The 17,114-nt window shown below is 65.8% G+C and carries 15 protein-coding genes; 10 read left to right on the forward strand and 5 right to left on the reverse strand.

Annotated features, from left to right (window positions below):
* The first annotated feature begins 20 nt into the window (after nt 1–20).
* The 8 genes from AC5W54_RS11475 (at nt 21) to leuA (ending at nt 10,877) form a co-directional block, all read left to right on the forward strand.
* A complete protein-coding gene (locus AC5W54_RS11475) occupies nt 21–656 on the forward strand; it encodes a YqiA/YcfP family alpha/beta fold hydrolase (RefSeq protein ID WP_495962225.1) in 636 nt (211 codons plus the stop codon).
* 49 nt (nt 657–705) lie between these two features.
* Entirely contained in the window at nt 706–2,586 is a 1,881-nt protein-coding gene (gene parE, locus AC5W54_RS11480) for a DNA topoisomerase IV subunit B (protein ID WP_495962226.1), read from the forward strand.
* A gap of 282 nt (nt 2,587–2,868) precedes the next feature.
* Entirely contained in the window at nt 2,869–5,130 is a 2,262-nt protein-coding gene (gene parC / locus AC5W54_RS11485) for a DNA topoisomerase IV subunit A (RefSeq protein ID WP_495962227.1), read from the forward strand.
* 176 nt (nt 5,131–5,306) lie between these two features.
* Complete coding sequence (gene serB / locus AC5W54_RS11490) at nt 5,307–6,527, forward strand: phosphoserine phosphatase SerB (protein WP_495962228.1); 1,221 nt, start codon at nt 5,307–5,309, stop codon at nt 6,525–6,527.
* A gap of 4 nt (nt 6,528–6,531) precedes the next feature.
* Entirely contained in the window at nt 6,532–7,365 is an 834-nt protein-coding gene (locus AC5W54_RS11495) for an ion transporter (RefSeq protein WP_495962229.1), read from the forward strand.
* A 67-nt stretch (nt 7,366–7,432) separates the two neighbouring features.
* Nucleotides 7,433–8,476 carry a M4 family metallopeptidase gene (locus AC5W54_RS11500; RefSeq protein WP_495962230.1) on the forward strand — a complete coding sequence of 348 codons (1,044 nt, stop codon included), beginning with the start codon at nt 7,433–7,435 and terminating at the stop codon, nt 8,474–8,476.
* A complete protein-coding gene (locus tag AC5W54_RS11505; RefSeq protein WP_495962231.1) occupies nt 8,473–8,811 on the forward strand; it encodes a protealysin inhibitor emfourin in 339 nt (112 codons plus the stop codon). Before AC5W54_RS11500 ends, AC5W54_RS11505 begins: the two co-directional genes overlap by 4 nt.
* Before the next feature lie 359 nt (nt 8,812–9,170).
* Complete coding sequence (gene leuA, locus AC5W54_RS11510) at nt 9,171–10,877, forward strand: 2-isopropylmalate synthase (protein WP_495962232.1); 1,707 nt, start codon at nt 9,171–9,173, stop codon at nt 10,875–10,877.
* Between the two features lie 118 nt (nt 10,878–10,995).
* Here leuA and AC5W54_RS11515 read toward each other — a convergent pair whose 3' ends face one another.
* Genes AC5W54_RS11515 through AC5W54_RS11535 form a run of 5 tightly spaced genes read right to left on the reverse strand, consistent with a single transcriptional unit; the run spans nt 10,996 to nt 15,890 of the window.
* The gene (locus AC5W54_RS11515) at nt 10,996–12,222 is read right to left on the reverse strand and encodes a metal-dependent hydrolase family protein (protein ID WP_495962233.1); all 1,227 of its coding nucleotides are present in this window, start codon (nt 12,220–12,222) and stop codon (nt 10,996–10,998) included.
* 29 nt (nt 12,223–12,251) lie between these two features.
* Nucleotides 12,252–13,559, reverse strand: coding sequence for a TRAP transporter large permease (locus AC5W54_RS11520; RefSeq protein ID WP_495962234.1), 1,308 nt, complete (start codon nt 13,557–13,559; stop codon nt 12,252–12,254).
* 10 nt (nt 13,560–13,569) lie between these two features.
* Nucleotides 13,570–14,070, reverse strand: coding sequence for a TRAP transporter small permease (locus AC5W54_RS11525; RefSeq protein ID WP_495962235.1), 501 nt, complete (start codon nt 14,068–14,070; stop codon nt 13,570–13,572).
* Nucleotides 14,067–14,696, reverse strand: coding sequence for a TetR/AcrR family transcriptional regulator (locus AC5W54_RS11530; protein ID WP_495962236.1), 630 nt, complete (start codon nt 14,694–14,696; stop codon nt 14,067–14,069). Before AC5W54_RS11530 ends, AC5W54_RS11525 begins: the two co-directional genes overlap by 4 nt.
* A gap of 57 nt (nt 14,697–14,753) precedes the next feature.
* Nucleotides 14,754–15,890, reverse strand: a complete 1,137-nt coding sequence (locus tag AC5W54_RS11535) for a C4-dicarboxylate TRAP transporter substrate-binding protein (protein ID WP_495962237.1) — start codon at nt 15,888–15,890, stop codon at nt 14,754–14,756.
* A 177-nt stretch (nt 15,891–16,067) separates the two neighbouring features.
* On the opposite strand from AC5W54_RS11535, the gene AC5W54_RS11540 reads away from it, so the two are divergent.
* The gene (locus AC5W54_RS11540) at nt 16,068–16,790 is read left to right on the forward strand and encodes an AzlC family ABC transporter permease (protein ID WP_495962238.1); all 723 of its coding nucleotides are present in this window, start codon (nt 16,068–16,070) and stop codon (nt 16,788–16,790) included.
* Nucleotides 16,787–17,101 carry an AzlD family protein gene (locus AC5W54_RS11545; protein WP_495962239.1) on the forward strand — a complete coding sequence of 105 codons (315 nt, stop codon included), beginning with the start codon at nt 16,787–16,789 and terminating at the stop codon, nt 17,099–17,101. The genes AC5W54_RS11540 and AC5W54_RS11545 overlap by 4 nt, the downstream gene beginning before the upstream one ends.
* Nucleotides 17,102–17,114 lie beyond the last annotated feature (13 nt).

Here is a 17,114-nt window from a genome sequence, read left to right on the forward strand (position 1 = left end):
GTTTGTACAGGGGTTGCGGTATGCTGAGTGCGACCCCGCGCATGCCGGCGGCCAGTGGTGTGCTCTACCTGCATGGGTTCAACAGCGGCAGTGGCTCGCCCAAGGCGGCACTGATGCGCGCTGCTTGTGCCATCCTGGGGCTGCCCTGTGCGACGCCGCAGCTGCCCCATCGGCCGCGTGCGGCGCTCGGCCTGGCCGAATCGCGGCTCGGCGACCTGGGGCCGCGGCCGCTGGTGGTGGGCAGCTCCATGGGGGGCTTCCTGGCGACCTGCCTGGCCGAGGGTCATGACCTGCCGGCGGCACTGATCAACCCGGCGGTGGGGCCCGCCGGGTTGGTGGCCGACTGGATCGGCGAGGCCTTCGTCAACGATCACACCGGCGAGAACTTCCGGGTGGAGATGGCGCACCTGAAGGAGCTCGAGGCGCTCACCCCGCTGGGGGTCACCGCCGAGCGCTACCTGCTGCTGCTGGGTAGCGCCGACGAGATCCTGGACCCGGCCGATGCCTTTGCCTTCTATCGCGGCGCCCGCACCATTCTTCACCCCGGGGGGGATCATGGCTTCTCGGCGCTGGCCGATTATCTGCCGGCGATCTTCGCCCACGGCGGCCATCGACTGGCGGCCGATGGGCTCGCCGGCATGACGGCGAGCCCCTGATGGATGTCCGCTGGCAGGCCAGCAATCACGCAAGGAACCGGACGACGTTATGACGCAATACAGTGCCAGCTCCATCGAGGTACTCTCCGGCCTCGAACCGGTGCGCAAGCGCCCCGGCATGTACACCGACACCAGCCGCCCCAACCATCTGGTCCAGGAGGTCATCGACAACAGCGTCGACGAGGCGCTGGCCGGCCATGCCCAGGAGATCACGGTGCGGCTGTTCGAGGATGGCGGCATCGAGGTCACCGACGATGGCCGTGGCATGCCCATCGACATCCATCCGGAGCATGGCGTGTCCGGGATCGAGCTGATCCTCACCCGGCTGCATGCCGGCGGCAAGTTCTCCCAGTCGAGCTACCGCTTCTCCGGCGGCCTGCACGGTGTGGGGGTCTCGGTGGTCAACGCCCTGTCGAAGCGACTCGAGGTGGAGGTGCTGCGCGACGGCAGCCGTCACGCCATGGCCTTCGAGCACGGCGAGCCCGCGTCCGCGCTGGCGGTGATCGGCAGCTGCACCAAGCGTGCCCGGGGCACGGTGGTGCGCTTCTGGCCCGAGGTGAGCTACTTCGACAGCCCGCGGCTCTCCCTGGGGCGGTTGAAGCACCTGCTGCGGGCCAAGGCGGTGCTCTGCCCGGGCCTGAAGGTCGTGTTGGTCGAGACCGACGGCGGCGAGAGCGTCTGGCAGTACGAGGATGGCCTGCGCGACTACCTGGCCCAGGCCACCGACGGCTATGAGGTGCTGCCGGCCTCGCCCTTCGTCGGCCACTTCGCCGACGACGAGCAGGGGGCGGACTGGGCGATCCAGTGGCTGCCCGAGGGCGGCGAACCGCTGATGGAGAGCTACGTCAACCTGATCCCCACCCCCCAGGGCGGGACCCACGTCAACGGCCTGCGCGCCGGCCTGCTCGAGGCCCTGCGCGAGTTCTGCGAATACCGCAGCCTGCTGCCCCGGGGCGTCAAGCTCACCGCCGAGGACCTCTGGGAGCGGGTCTCCTACGTGCTCTCGGTGAAGATGCTCGATCCCCAGTTCGCCGGCCAGACCAAGGAGCGCCTCTCGTCGCGTACCGTGGCCGGGTTCGTCTCCGGGGTGGTCAAGGACGCCTTCTCGCTGTGGCTGAATCATCACGTCGATCAGGCCGAGGCCCTGGCCGAGCTGGTGATCAGCGCCGCCCAGCGGCGCCAGAAGAGCGCCAGGAAGGTGGTGCGCAAGAAGGTCACCTCGGGGCCGGCACTGCCCGGCAAGCTCGCCGATTGCTCGGGCCAGGATCCGGCCGGCAGCGAACTCTTCCTGGTCGAGGGCGACTCGGCCGGCGGCAGCGCCAAGCAGGCCCGCAACCGCGAGACCCAGGCGATCCTGCCGCTGCGTGGCAAGATTCTCAACACCTGGGAGGTCGACGCCCACGATATCTACGGCTCCCAGGAGGTCCACGACATCGCCGTGGCCATCGGCATGGACCCGGGCAGCGACGACCTCACCAAGCTGCGCTACCACCGCGTCTGCATCCTCGCCGACGCCGACTCCGACGGCCTGCATATCGCCACGTTGCTGTGCGCGCTCTTCGTGCGCCACTTCCCGGCGCTGGTGGACGCCGGCCATGTCTACGTCGCCATGCCGCCGCTCTACCGCATCGATCTCGGCAAGGAGGTGCACTACGCCCTCGACGAGAGCGAGAAAGCGGCGATCCTGCGCCAGCTCGAGGGCAAGCGCGGCACGCCCAACGTCCAGCGCTTCAAGGGCCTGGGCGAGATGAGCCCGCTGCAGCTGCGCGAGACTACCATGGCGCCCGAGACCCGGCGCCTGGTGCAGCTCACCCGCGAGGTCGGTGACGGCACCATGGAGATGATGGACATGCTGCTGGCCAAGAAGCGCTCCGCCGATCGCAAGAGCTGGCTGGAGGATTACGGCAATCTGGCGGATATCGAGGTGTAGCGCCGAGTGGTTGGTCGCCAGCGCTGGCGGTCCCTTTGGGGTCAGACCCCGGCCAAGACCATCCAGCCCGTCATGGTGCACGTTTTTAGCGGAATATCCCTCCGCCGGGGTCTGACCCCAAAGGGGCCATGCCGCCGACATGGGAAGGCCAGTACCGCAGCAGCACCAAGCGGATTCCCCCCCAGCCGGGGTCTGACCCCATAGGGGCTACCTCGGGGCCAGCTTCAAATCGGGTTTTGCGGTGCACGGCAACGGTCATGAAAATATGAAAGGGGTCAATCGATGACCATGGATATCCAGGTGGCGGAGGGCGACGTCGAGCGCCTCTCGCTGCGCGAATACACCGAGAAGGCGTACCTCGACTACTCGATGTACGTCATCCTCGACCGGGCGCTGCCCCATATCGGCGACGGCATGAAGCCGGTGCAGCGGCGCATCGTCTATGCCATGCGCGAGCTGGCGCTGAATGCCAACGCCAAGTACAAGAAGTCGGCACGCACCGTCGGCGACGTACTGGGCAAGTTCCACCCCCACGGCGACAGCGCCTGCTACGAGGCGATGGTGCTGATGGCCCAGCCGTTCAGCTATCGTTACCCGCTGGTCGACGGCCAGGGCAACTGGGGCAGCCCCGACGATCCCAAGTCGTTCGCCGCCATGCGCTACACCGAGGCGCGGCTGTCGAAGTTCGCCGAGGTGCTGCTCGCCGAGCTTGGCCAGGGCACGGTGGACTGGACCCCCAACTTCGACGGCACCATGAACGAGCCGGTGGTGCTGCCGGCGCGCCTGCCCCACGTGCTGCTCAACGGCGGTACCGGCATCGCCGTGGGCATGGCCACCGACATCCCGCCCCATAACGTGAACGAGGTGGTCGAGGCCACCTGTCACCTGCTGCGTCACCCCGAGGCGACCACGGCGGATCTCGGCCAGTACCTGCCGGCGCCGGATTTCCCCACCGAGGCCGAGATCATCACGCCGCGGGCCGACCTGCGCAAGCTCTACGATAGCGGTCGCGGCTCGGTGAAGCTGCGTGCCCGCTACCTCATGGAGGAGGGCAGCATCGTGATCACCGCGCTGCCCTACCAGGTCAGCGGCGCCAAGGTGCTCGAGCAGATCGCCGCCCAGATGCAGGCCAAGAAGCTGCCCATGGTGGCCGACCTGCGCGACGAGTCGACCCACGAGGAGCCGACCCGGCTGGTGATCGAGCCGCGCTCCAATCGGGTCGACATCGAGGCGCTGATGGCGCACCTGTTCGCCACCACCGACCTCGAGAAGAACATCCGCGTCAACATGAACGTGATCGGTCTCGACGGCCGGCCGCGGGTGCTGGCGCTGCCCGAACTGCTCGGCGAATGGCTGCGCTTCCGCCGTACCACGGTGCGCCGACGCCTCGAGCATCGCCTGGGCAAGGTGCAGGATCGCCTGCATATCCTCGAGGGCCTGCTCGTCGCCTACCTCAACATCGACGAGGTGATTCGCATCATCCGCGAGGAGGACGCGCCCAAGCCCGCGCTGATGGCGGCCTTCGGGCTCAGCGACCGCCAGGCCGAGGCAATCCTAGAGCTGCGCCTGCGCCACCTGGCCAAGCTCGAGGAGATGAAGATTCGCGGCGAGCAGGACGAGCTCGAGGCCGAACGCCAGCACCTCGAAGCGCTGCTGGGTAGCGAGGCCCGGCTCACCGACCTGATCGAGGAGGAGCTGCGCGCCGCCGGCAAGGAGTACGGCGACGCGCGGCGCTCGCCGATCGTCGAGCGCGAGGAAGCCCGGGCGCTCTCCGAGGTCGAGCTGGTCGGCGCCGATCCCGTCACCGTGGTGCTCTCCGAGAAGGGTTGGATCCGCAGTGCCAAGGGCCACGAGATCGATCCCGCCGGGCTCTCCTACAAGGCCGGCGACCGCTTCGCCCTGGCCGCCCGAGGCAAGACCAACCAGCCGCTGGTGCTGCTCGACGATACCGGGCGCGCCTATACCCTGGCGGCCCACAACCTGCCCAGCGCCCGCGGCCAGGGCGAGCCGGTCACCAGCCGGGTCAATGTGGTGGCCGGGGCCCACATGGCGGGGCTGATGCTGGCGCCGCCGGCCGCTCGTTTCCTGCTCGCCTCCGACGGCGGCTACGGCTTCGTGGCCCGGCTCGAGGAGCTGGTGGGCAAGAACAAGTCGGGCAAGGCGGTGCTCAGCGTGCCCAAGGGCTGCAACGTGCTGCCCCCGGTGCCGGTGCCCGAGGACGAGGGGGCCAGCGTGGCCGCGGTCTCCAACGAGGGGCGGCTGCTGGTCTTCCCCCTCGAACTGTTGCCCGAGATGGCCAAGGGCAAGGGCAACAAGATGATCGACATCCCCGGTGCCCGGGCCGCCCGGCGCGAGGAGTTCGTGCGCGACCTGGTGGTGCTGCCCGCCGGGGGCTCGCTGGTGATCCACGCCGGCAAGCGCCACCTGACCCTCAAGGCGGCCGATCTGGATTACTATCGTGGTGAACGCGGCCGGCGCGGCAGCAAGCTGCCTCGCGGCCTGCAGAAGGTGGACCGATTGGAGAGCCTGGCGCCCGAGACTTGATGTGGAAAGCTGGACACCCCTGGACCCGATATTGGCGATGCGGGCGGCACCGGGGGCAGGCATGAGTGGAGGTCCTTTTCCAGGGAAGGAAAAGGTAGCGCCCAGGGATGGGTTCACAGCGCCTCCACGAGGGCCTGTCCCCGGGAAAGCCGCCGCTTCCACTTGATGAGGCTGTAATGACACGACGAGTACTGATTCGCGCCACCGGCGCCGCGCGGCCCGGCCAGCTCGCCGGCCTGGGCCAGGCCATGGCGCGCAGTGGCGCCCGGCTGCTGGACATCAACCAGAGCGTGACTTTCGGCATGCTGTCGCTGGAGGCCCTGGTGGGGCTGGATCGCGACAGCGACCTGGAAGGCGCCTTGAGTGCCGCAGGCACTAGCCTGGGGCTGGATGTCCAGGCGGTCCAGGTCAGCGCCGAGGACTACCAGCGCTGGAGTGCCCAGGCCAGCCAGCCGCGCCTGATCCTGACCCTGCTGGCGCCGCACCTGCCGGCGGGCATCCTCGCCGAGGTGGGAGCGCTGACCGCCGAGCACGGCCTCACCGTGGAGCTGATCCACCGCCTCTCGGGCCGCGAGCCGCTGGACGGTGGCGTACCCCATGAGCACGAGAGCATCAGCGGGGCCTGTGTCGAGTGCTGGCTGCGGGGCGAGGAGCTCGATCTCGACGCCCTGCGCGAGAAGGCCCTGGCGCTGGGCGCCATGCACGGCGTCGACATCGCCATCCAGGAGGACTCCATCTGGCGCCGGCATCGTCGGTTGGTGTGCTTCGACATGGACTCGACCCTGATCCAGGCCGAGGTGATCGACGAGCTAGCCCGCCGCCACGGCGTCTACGACGAAGTCGCCGAAGTCACCGAACGCGCCATGCGCGGCGAGCTGGACTTCCAGCAGAGCTTTCGCGAGCGCATGGCCAAGCTCAAGGGGCTCGACGAATCGGTGCTCGCCGAGATCGCCGAGAGCCTGCCGCTGATGGACGGTGTCGAACGGCTGATGACGCAGCTCAAGCGCTTGGGCTACCGCACCGCGATTCTCTCCGGCGGCTTCACCTACTTCGCCCGCCATCTGCAGGAACGACTCGGCTTCGACGAGATCCACGCCAACGAGCTGGTGATCGAGAACGGCCAGGTGACCGGCGAGGTGCGCGAGCCGATCCTCGACGCCGAGCGCAAGGCGGAGCTGCTGCACGAGATTGCCGCGCGCGAGGGGCTCGCCATGGAGCAGACCATCGCCGTGGGCGACGGCGCCAACGACCTCAAGATGCTGGCCGCCGCCGGGCTCGGCATCGCCTTCCGCGCCAAGCCTCTGGTACGTGCCCAGGCCCGCCACTCGATCTCCACCCTGGGGCTCGACGCCGTGCTCTACCTGATCGGCTATCGCCAGGTGGACCTGGAGGAGTAGGGCCGTGAGCACCACCTTCGAGACCTGGCGCGAGCGTTTCGAGCGGCTGCGCGCCCACAAGGCCTTCGAGCTGACGGTGATCGCCATCATCGTCTTCTCGGCGCTGCTGATCGGCGCCAAGACCTACGAGGAGGAGGTCAGCCCCTTCCAGGAGTGGCTGCTATGGCTCGACACGGCGGTGACGATCTTCTTCCTGGTGGAGATCCTGATCCGCATGGCGGCGGAGAAGCGCCTGCGCGACTTCTTCAAGAAGGGCTGGAACGTCTTCGACTTCCTGATCGTCACCGCCAGCCTGATCCCCCTGGACGACTCCGAGATGGTGCTGCTGGCCCGCCTGCTGCGCATCTTCCGGGTGCTGCGCCTGGTGTCGATGATCCCCGAGCTGCGCATGCTGATCGCGGCGCTGTTCAAGTCGATCCCGCGCATGGGTTACGTGGCGTTGCTGATGTTCATCATCTTCTACATCTACGGTGCCATCGGCAGTTTCCTGTTCGCCAGCGTCGACGAGGCGCTGTGGGGCAACATCTCCCTGGCCATGCTGACGCTGTTCCAGGTCGCCACCTTCGAGAGCTGGGCCACGGCGGTGCTCTATCCGACCATGGAGCATTACCCCTACGCCTGGATCTTCTTCCTGACCTTCATCTTCCTCAACGCCTTCATCTTCCTCAACATGATGATCGGCATCGTGCTCGACGTGATGCAGAAGGAGAGCCTGGCCATCGAGCTGGAGAGCGGCCAGGGGGAGGCCGCCGAGCTGCATGGCCTGCGCGACGACGTGCGTCAGCTGCGCGACCAGCTGTCGCGGATGGAGGCGCTGCTGGAGCGACGTGGCGGCTAGACTGACCTGACAGGGAGTCAACCGGCCTCGATGCCCGAGGCCGGCCGAATACCCGAGGAGGACAGGGATGACCACTGCGCGACGCCAGGCACCACTGCCTTTCCTGCCACCGTATCTGCTCGAGCGCCTCGCCAGCACGGGGAGTCCCCGGCTGCGTGATTGCGCACGGCATACCCTGGTGGCCGACCGCCACTTCCGCGCCCGCCCCGGTGGCGCGACGCTGCCCGAGGGCAGCGCGCGACGCGGCGAACCGGCGCGCTATATCCATTCCGCCGACCAGCGCCCGGAACTGCCCGGCACTCTGGTGAGGCGCGAGGGGGAGGGTGACAGTGGCGATCCGGCGGTCGACGAGGCCTATCACGGCCTGGGGGCGACCTACCGCCTGTTCTGGGAGGCGTTCGGCCGCCACTCCATCGATGACCGGGGCATGGCGCTGCTGGCCACGGTGCACTATGGCCAGGACTACGAGAACGCCTTCTGGGACGGCAGCCAGATGGTGTTCGGCGACGGCGACGGCGAGCTGTTCAACCGCTTCACGATCGCCCTCGACATCATCGCCCACGAGTTGACCCATGGGGTGATCCAGCATGAGGCGGCGCTGGTCTACTCCCACCAGGCCGGTGCGCTCAACGAGTCGCTGTCGGATGTCTTCGGCAGCCTTACCAAGCAGCACGAGCGAGGGCAGAGCGCCGACCAGGCCGACTGGCTGATCGGCGCGGGGCTGTTCACCGACCGGGTCGCCGGACGTGCCCTGCGTTCCATGGCCGAACCCGGGACGGCCTACGACGATCCGGTGCTGGGGCGCGACCCCCAGCCGGGGCACATGGACGACTTCGTCGAGACCGAGGACGACAACGGCGGCGTGCATATCAATTCGGGGATCCCCAACCGCGCCTTCCATCTCGCCGCCACGATGCTGGGGGGCCATGCCTGGGAAAGCGCGGGGCCGGTGTGGTACGACACCCTGGTCGACCGACGCCTGGCGCGGGACAGCGACTTCGCCGCCTTCGCCGAGCTGACGCGGGCCAACGCCGGTCGTCGCTTCGGAGCCGCTAGCCGGGAGGCGGAGGCGATACGCGAGGCCTGGCGGGCTGTCGGAGTCCTGCCATGACACGACCCGCGGACCCGCCGACCCTGACCCCGACCAGCGTGCTCCGGCTCCGCCGCGAAGGCGGCGTGGCACACTTCCCCGGGCTGGCGCGTCCGCGGTGCATTCACTGTGCGCGGTGCAGCGAGGCGCAGCGCAGCGAGCTGCAGCGGCTGCTGGCGACCGTGGCGCAGGCGTGCCCCCCCGATGCCGCCATGGCGGGCACCGATCGGCGCCTGCTGCACCTGAGCGTGGAGGAGGACGGCGGCACGGTGGTGTGGACGCTGACGGTGGCCGAGGACGCGGTACCGCAGGCCCTCCTTCACTGGTGGCGCTGTGCCGCGAGTAAGGGGGCATGAAGGCATGAAATGGCGGTCCGGCTTGACAAGGGCGTCGCATGCTGATTTTCTAGACGTCATGAACACTCGATTTCGTCACCTCAGCCTGGACCTACGACTACTAACCGGCCTTTGAACGTGCCGGGCGATGCGTTGCGCATCGCATCTTTCAGTCCAGGTCTGCCGAGGTGTCGAAATGTCTTCCATCCGAATCGTTGTCCGCCGTAGCCGCTGTTCTCGCACGCCCGTCGTCGGTCGCGTGCAGCGCTTTGCTGCGTGCCCAAGCGCCCCGGTATGCTCCATGCATCCGGGGCGTTGTCGTTTCTGAATGCCGCCCGTCTTTCGCACACCAGCGTTGCCAGCCCAGGGAGAATGCCACCATGATGCTCGACAACCCCGCCACCAAGTATCGCCCCTTCGTCGCCGTCGATCTGCCCGACCGCCAGTGGCCCAATCGTCGCATCGAGACACCGCCCATCTGGTGCGGCGTCGACCTGCGCGACGGCAACCAGGCGCTGATCGACCCCATGGACCAGGAGCGCAAGCAGCGTTTCTTCGACCTGCTGGTGAAGATCGGCTTCAAGCAGATCGAAGTGGGCTTCCCCTCGGCGTCCCAGACCGACTTCGACTTCGTGCGCGCGCTGATCGAGCAGGACAAGGTGCCCGATGACGTCACCATCCAGGTGCTGACCCAGGCGCGTCCACACCTGATCGATCGTACCTTCGAGGCGCTCGCGGGGGCGAAGAACGCCATCGTCCACGTCTACAACGCCACCGACCCGGTGTTCCGCCGCGTGGTGTTCAACGTGAGCAAGAAGGAGTGCATCCAGATCGCGGTGGATGCCACCACGCAGATCCGGAGCCGCATGGAGGCGGCCCCGGAGACGAACTGGACCTTCCAGTACTCGCCGGAGCTGTTCACCACCACCGAGATGGACTTCGCCAAGGAAGTGGTCGAGGCGGTGATGGCGGCCTACGGCGCCAGCGCCGAGAAGAAGATGATCGTCAACCTGCCGGCCACCGTGGAGGCCGCCACCCCCAACAACTACGCCGACCAGATCGAGTGGTTCTGTCGCAACGTCAAGCACCGTGACCACCTGATCGTCAGCCTGCACCCCCACAACGACCGCGGCACCGGGGTGGCCGCCGCCGAGCTGGCACTCATGGCCGGTGCCGACCGCGTCGAGGGCTGCCTGTTCGGCAACGGTGAGCGCACCGGCAATGTCGACATCGTGACGCTCGCCATGAACCTCTACACCCAGGGCGTGCACCCGGGGCTCGACTTCTCCAATATCACCCCGATCATGCGTGAGGTGGAGTACTGCAACCAGCTGCCGGTGCATCCGCGTCACCCCTATGTGGGCGACCTGGTGTTCACCGCCTTCTCCGGTTCCCACCAGGACGCCATCAAGAAGGGCATGGCCGAGCGTCGCGCCAACCCGGACGCCATGTGGGAAGTGCCCTACCTGCCCATCGACCCGCTGGATGTGGGCCGCAGCTACGAGGCGGTGATCCGGGTCAACAGCCAGTCCGGCAAGGGCGGGGTCTCCTACCTGCTCGAGCAGGAGCACGGCATCGAGCTGCCGCGTCGCCTCTCGATCGAGTTCAGCCAGGTGGTGCAGGAGGTCGCCGACCGCACCGGGCGCGAGATCACCTCGCAGATGATCTACCAGGCCTTCGCCGACGAGTACCTGGAGCGACGTTCCCCCTACGCGCTGATCAACCATCGGCTCTCCTCCGAGCCCGACAGCCCCAGGGTAGCGCTGGAGGCCAACATCGAGGCCCGCGGCGAGCGCCAGGCGATACGCGGCGAGGGGAACGGCCCGCTGGCGGCCTTCATCAAGGCCCTGGCGGCGGCCGGCCACGACGTGGAGATCATCGACTACCACGAGCACTCCCGCGGCCAGGGCTCCGACGCCGAGGCGATCGCCTACGTGGAGGTGCGCATCGACGGCAAGGCGGTGTTCGGCGTCGGTACCGACGAGAGCATCACCAGCGCCTCCATGAAGGCGGTGATGAGCGCCATCAACCGCCATGTCTCCACCGCCGAGCCGGCGGCCAATGTGACCGCGGCCACCCTGGCCTGAGTCCGGCTGCGCCGGCCAGGAGCTTTACGCCATAAGCGGTAAGTCACCCCCCCCATGGAGTCTGCACTGCCCATGGGGGGTCTTATGGGTTACAGCTAAAGAGGCGTCCTGCTCGACCCTACAGCAGGTTCTTGTACAGTTTTCCCGCTTTCATGATGAGCAGCAGTTGCTCATCAGGGCGAGTCAGGACGGTGATATCGTCGAGGGGGTTGCTGCCCAGGACAATCAGGTCGCCACGGGCGCCGGGGGTGACTTCACCGAAGTCCCCAGTGTGGCCGTAGGCGTCGGCGGCGTGGCTGGTGGCGGCACGAATCAGCTCGTCGGTTGGTACTACGTCCTTGCGCAGGTGGAACTCATTGAGCTGATGGCGTTGCATGCGACCCAGCAGGTCGGAGCCGTAGAGCATCTTGACGCGATGGCGTTGGGCCATTTCGAGGGCCTTGCCCCCAGCGTCGAGCACGTCGAAGACCTTGCGCTGCAAGTGCTCTGCCATACCGGCTTCGACCCCTTCCTTGGCCAGGGCGTCGTAGGTGGAAAGTGTCGGCGTCAGGTAGGCATCGTGCTCGAGAAACAGCCGGCAGCTCTCTTCGTCCATCAGGTTGCCATGCTCAATGGTCTTGACGCCTCGCGGGATCAATCGATTGATGGCGCGGGCGGTGTAGGCATGGGCCATAGTGTGGATGTTGGCGGCGGTGGCCTCTTCGACGATGGCATCGATCTCTTCCAGAGAAAACTGGGTGCTATCGATACGGTCGGTGGGCGAGGAGACGCCTCCGGACGCCATGATCTTGATCTGGGTAGCGCCCTTGCGAATCTCGTCGCGGGCAGCACGACGCACCTCACTGACCCCGTCGCAGACGCGGCCGAGACCGGCGCAGCAGAAGCAGCCCTCGAAGGTGTGCTGCCCTGGGCCGCGCATGTCGGCGTGGCCACCGGTCTGTGAGAGGGCGTTGCCGGCGTACATGATGCGTGGGCCGATCAGGCTGTCTTCGTCCACTGCCTTGGCCAGGCCGTAGTCGGCACCACCGGCGTCGCGTACGGTAGTGAAGCCGCGCATCAGCATGTCTTCGAGCAGTTCGCTGGATTTGGCGCCGACGTAGAACGGTGAGAGCGTCTCGAGCAGCGCGAAGTTGGGGGTAATGGCAGTGACGTGGACGTGCGAGTCGACCAGGCCGGGCATCAGGTAGCGGCCCTTGAGGTCGATCACTCGGTCGTCGTTACCCTCCAGCGGTGACTCGCTGACGGCGACGATACGGCCATCCTGGATGCGAACGTGGCGGTCGGCGAGCACCTTGCCATGACGGGTGTCGATGATGTTGGCATTGAGCAGGCGTGTCGTGGTCATGAGGTTTCCTTGAAGTTGTAGAGGCTGTCTTAGAACATCTGTTGCGGTAGGTAGAGAGAGAGTGCCGGGATCAGCACGATCAGCAGCAGGGCGACGACGTCCATGACGATGAACCAGCTCACGCCCTTGAAGACTTCGGGAAGGGTGACGCTGTTGCCCAGCGAGCCCTTGATGACATAGACGTTGAGCCCGATCGGAGGGGTGACCAGGCCAACTTCGAGCAGCTTGACGACGATGATGCCAAACCACACCAGGTTGAGGTCGGCGCCTTGTACCAAAGGCAGGATCAGCGGCAGGGTCAGCAGCAGCAGGCCAATGGAGTCGATGAACATGCCCAGCACGAGGTAGATCAGCGCCACCGCGAGAATGATCCACCAGGTCTCGGTGCTGACCCCGAGGATCAGCTCGGCGAAGGCAGCGGGTACGCCACTCATGGCCAGAAAGCGGGTGAAGAACAGCGAGCCAATCAGGATGATGAAGATGCTCGCGGTGCTCACTGCGGTGCGAATCAGCGCTTCCCGTAGCGCGGTGACGGTGAGTGTGCGTCGGGCGAAGGCGATCAGGGCGGCGATGGTGGTTCCCACGGCGCCAGCCTCTGTGGGCGAGAAAATGCCGAGGAAGATCCCGCCGAGTACCGCACCGATCAGCAGTGGCAGTGGCCAGATGTTCTTGAAGGCGTCCCATTTCTCGTCCCAGCTGGAGCGCACGTTGGTGTTGCCGGCCAGGCTCGGGTTGAGCTTGGTGCGGACCATGATCATGACGATGTAGAGCAGCGCCGACAGTACCCCGGGAATGAAGCCGGCCATGAATAGCTGACCCACCGAGACCTGGGCGTAGACGCCGTAGAGCACCAGCAGCACGCTGGGCGGAATCAGCGATCCGAGGGTGCCGGAGGCGGCGATGGTGCCGGTAGCGAGCCCCTTGTCGTAGTTGTGCTTGAGCATTTCGGGGACGGCGATGCGTGACATGGCCGCCGAGGTGGCCACGCTGGAGCCCGAGGCCGCGGCGAAGAACGCCGAGGCCATCACGCTCGACACTGCGAGTCCGCCCGGCAGCCGGGCCAGGTAGAGGCGCATGGCATGGAACAGGCCCTGGGTCATGTGGGTGGTGGTGCACAGGTAACCCATGAACAGGAACATCGGTGCAGCAGTCAGCTCCCAGGTGCCGGCGAAGTCGAACGGGGTCGCCGAGATCATGCCCCAGGCCACGCGCATGCTGGTCATTTCGCTGATGCCGATGATCGACACCAGTCCCAGGGCGACGCCGATCGGCACGCGCAGGGCGATAAGGGCCAGGGCCATGGCAATGCCTGCCATGCCGATCTCGAGATTACTCATGTAAGGACTCCTACAGCGCTTGGCGGAGACGTAGCGCCTTGATCATGTTGGCGAGGATGGCCAGGCACATGGCGGCGAAGCCGACTGGTAATGCCCAGCGGCTGGGCCAAAGGTAGAAGCGGAAGTTGGCCATGGCGGTTTCCAGTCGTGTGGTGGCGCGCACGGCATCGAGATAGCTCTGGTAGCAGAGCATCCCGAAGTAGAGCAGGCCGAGACTGCCGGCGAACAGGTAAAGCCCCAACTGGACCGCAGGTGGGAAGCGGCCGACCAGGACGTCGACGCTGATGTGTTCCTGCTTGAGTTCGACATAGGCCAACGGCAGGAATACTACGGCGACCATGTAGTAGAAGGAGACGACTTCCAGGGTGCCGGGGAATGACTTGCCGACCACATAGCGCAGGACCACGTCCAGCGAGATATGCAGCGCCATGAGCATCAGGAACAGGGCCGAGAGCATCAGGGCGCTCCTGGCCACCCATGCGCTCAGCGTTTCGGTCGCTTTCGCGATCATATGGGGTCTCTCCTGACGGTGTCCGAGGCGGAAAAGCCCAGTTCGAGCAGCGTCTGCTTCCAGAACAGCAGCATGTCTCGGTAGAGTTCGGGGTCCTCGCGCCATATGCTCTGGGCGCCCATGCCGCGCATCATGCACAGGGTGGCATTGAGGGCCACCCGCTTCTGGTGAGAACTGTGCTCGGCACTGGTGACCAATTGCTCCCAGATACGCTCGAGGGAGGCATTGAACTTCGCCGCCAGTGGTACCAGCACCTCCATGATGGCGGGATCGGTACGTGCCGTGGTGAGGTATTCCAGGGTGACCATATACATGTCGCCCTTGAAGTGCTCATGCAGCGCCTGCAGCAGGGTGTCAAAGTCGAGTTCACCCGCCTTGACCCGCATCGCCATGTCGCGGACGCTGTCGACCTCACGGTTGAGCAGATCCTCCAGGGCGGCCCGCATCAACGACTCCTTGGAGGGGTAGTGATGCACCAGAGCACCCCGGGAGACGCCGGCCTGGCGGGCTATGTCTACGGTCGAGGTGGCGCGAATGCCCCTTTCAAGAATGCATTCGATGGTCGCTTTCATGACCCGAGCCTGGGTCTGGCGTGAACGTTCCCCTTGTGTCTGGCGTTTGGTCATGACGAGCTCTCTCTTGACGGCGGCCGCCTCGCAGAGGCGGCCCGGATCGAACCGGTATCAGTAGATACCGTAGTCTGCCGGCAGCTTATCGAAGATCTCGCGCATCGCCAGTTCGGCCAGGGCCTCTTCGTCTTCGCGATCGACGCCACCGACCAGGGTTTCCCACTTTTCATAGGTGGCCAGGAAGTCGTCGATCAGCGCTTGGGGCTCCTCGACGCCGTACTGGTCGCGAGCGGTGTCGTAGACACTTTCTAGTGTCCGCTCGCGGAAGGCTTCCACCGAAGCCATCAGGTCGTCTCCGGGCTCATAGACGTTGTTGCCGTGGGAGATGGCCTCTTCCAGTGCGGCATCGGCGGTGCCCAGGTACTGGACGATCATGCGCGTCATGGCCTTGGCGGTGGCTTCCTTGAAGACGTCGCGGTGCTCGTCGCTGAGACCGGCCCAGAATTCGGAGTTGAAGCCCCATTGCGGGCCCGACCAGTACATGCCGGTGGGCAGCAGGGTGGTGTGCTCGGCGACCTCCCACAGTGAGCGGTCGATGAGGTCGTTGGCGGCATTGGAGGCGCAGTCCAGCGAGCCGCGGTCAAGGCCGCTGTACATCTCGCTGGAGGGCACGTTGACCGGCGTGCCCCCGGCTTCCTCGACCCACGCTGAGACGGTCGAGCCGGCGGTACGGATGCGCTTGCCGCGCAGTTCGTCGAGGGTACGGACCGGCTCGCGGCAGAACAGCACATAGGACGGGGTGTTGTAGGCACCGAGATAGACGATGTCCAGCTCCTCCCATTCGGCGAGCTGGATGGGGTTGTTGAGGCTGAAATCGGTCACCGCGAGGATGCCGATCAGCGGGTCGTCGAAGTTGAAGCCCAGCTCCTGCACGGCGTTGGCCACCGGCATCTCCGAGGGTGTGTAAACGGCCGCGTGGTGAGCGACCTGGACGATGTTGTCCTGGATCCCCTGCAGGTTGGCACGGGGTGCCAGCAGGACGGTGCCGGTGTAGACCTCGGGTTGCAGTTCGCCGTTGGAGAGTTCCTTGACCGTCTCGGCCCACTCGATATAGCCGTACCGGGAGTGGGGATGCTGTTGATCGTAGAACGAGTTGGCAATGAACGAGGTCGAGGCCTGTGCCGAGGTAGCGAAGATGGGCAGCGCCAGCGCAGCGACAGCCAGTGTCAGCGCGTTGCGAGTAAAGGTCATGTAGTTCTCCAGGCCGTGACGGTCGGCAGCTTGTTGCTATTGTGTTGTGTAATGTCATCTGGATGGCACGTCGCAGGATGGCGAACGCGCTGGATTCAATCTAGACTCTGTCCAACAAAAAAACAAGCAAGACTGTTTGTTTTTTTGTTGGTGCGCTGCATGGAGAGATTTAACGTAATGATATTAAAGGATAATAATACACGGCTGGATATGGCCGGCACCTGGCGGGGTATTCGCCTGATGATGCCGTTGGCTGCCTTCACGGTGGCTTTCGGGTTGGCATTTGGTGTGGCCGCCGTGCATCGAGGGCTTGCCGACTGGGAGGCGATGATGATGAGCCTGTTCGTGTTCGCCGCACCATCGCAGTTCGCGGCGCTGGAACTGTGGCGTTCGCCTTTGCCATTGTTGGCACTGGCGGCGATCACCCTCGCCATCCATACCCGCCATATGCTGATGAGTGCGGCACTTTATCCATGGCTCGAGGCACTGCCCCGGCGCCAGCAGTTTGCCATGGTGGTGCTGCTGACCGACTCCAGCTGGGCGATGGCGCTGGGGGAGTATCATCGTGGTGAGCGTAATCTCGGCATTCTGCTGGGTGGCGGCATCGCGCTGTGGAGTGCCTGGGTGGTGGGGACCGCCGTAGGGTTAGCGTTCGGGGGGGAGATCACCGAGCCGGAACGCTTCGGTCTCGATGTGATCATGCTCTGTTTTCTGCTGATGATCGTGGTGGGAGGCAGCCCTCGTGCGGTAATGGTCCTACCCTGGTTGGCGGCGGCGGTCAGTGCACTGATGGCGTACTGGTGGCTGCCGCCTTATCTGCATGTGATGGTCGGTGCGCTGACCGGTGGTGCGGTGGCAGTGCTGTTGCCGGGGCGCTGGTTCGGGTCGACCACCTCATGAGTTTGCCAGTGGTTTGGCAGTCGCTGGTAGCTATCGGCCTGATGGTGGTGATCGCCTATGGCTCCCGGGTGGTCGGTCTGCTGATCATGTCGCATGTGCCGCTGGGCACCAGAGTGCGGCGCTTCGTCGATGCCATGTCGAGCTCGGTGCTGATCGCGGTGATCGCGCCGATGATCGTACACGGTGACGGCGGAACACGATTGGCGGCCGTGGCGGCGGGAGGGGTGGCGATCGCCTGGCGGAGCCCACTTCTCGCCATCGCACTAGGAATGGCTAGCGCAGCGGTCTGGCGTTGGTGGTGGAGTGGTTAATGCCAAGCTTATC

It is taken from the genome of Halomonas sp. LMYGS-3 (assembly GCF_059509875.1).

Excerpts from the sequence above, each read along its gene's own strand:
- leuA (WP_495962232.1), top strand. The coding sequence starts at position 9,171 with ATGATGCTCGACAACCCCGCCACCAAGTATCGCCCCTTCGTCGCCGTC.
- parC (WP_495962227.1), top strand. The coding sequence starts at position 2,869 with ATGACCATGGATATCCAGGTGGCGGAGGGCGACGTCGAGCGCCTCTCG.
- AC5W54_RS11520 (WP_495962234.1), bottom strand. The coding sequence starts at position 13,559 with ATGAGTAATCTCGAGATCGGCATGGCAGGCATTGCCATGGCCCTGGCC.
- AC5W54_RS11505 (WP_495962231.1), top strand. The coding sequence starts at position 8,473 with ATGACACGACCCGCGGACCCGCCGACCCTGACCCCGACCAGCGTGCTC.
- AC5W54_RS11530 (WP_495962236.1), bottom strand. The coding sequence starts at position 14,696 with ATGACCAAACGCCAGACACAAGGGGAACGTTCACGCCAGACCCAGGCT.
- AC5W54_RS11535 (WP_495962237.1), bottom strand. The coding sequence starts at position 15,890 with ATGACCTTTACTCGCAACGCGCTGACACTGGCTGTCGCTGCGCTGGCG.
- serB (WP_495962228.1), top strand. The coding sequence starts at position 5,307 with ATGACACGACGAGTACTGATTCGCGCCACCGGCGCCGCGCGGCCCGGC.
- AC5W54_RS11545 (WP_495962239.1), top strand. The coding sequence starts at position 16,787 with ATGAGTTTGCCAGTGGTTTGGCAGTCGCTGGTAGCTATCGGCCTGATG.
- AC5W54_RS11525 (WP_495962235.1), bottom strand. The coding sequence starts at position 14,070 with ATGATCGCGAAAGCGACCGAAACGCTGAGCGCATGGGTGGCCAGGAGC.
- AC5W54_RS11500 (WP_495962230.1), top strand. The coding sequence starts at position 7,433 with ATGACCACTGCGCGACGCCAGGCACCACTGCCTTTCCTGCCACCGTAT.
- AC5W54_RS11515 (WP_495962233.1), bottom strand. The coding sequence starts at position 12,222 with ATGACCACGACACGCCTGCTCAATGCCAACATCATCGACACCCGTCAT.
- parE (WP_495962226.1), top strand. The coding sequence starts at position 706 with ATGACGCAATACAGTGCCAGCTCCATCGAGGTACTCTCCGGCCTCGAA.
- AC5W54_RS11475 (WP_495962225.1), top strand. The coding sequence starts at position 21 with ATGCTGAGTGCGACCCCGCGCATGCCGGCGGCCAGTGGTGTGCTCTAC.
- AC5W54_RS11540 (WP_495962238.1), top strand. The coding sequence starts at position 16,068 with ATGATATTAAAGGATAATAATACACGGCTGGATATGGCCGGCACCTGG.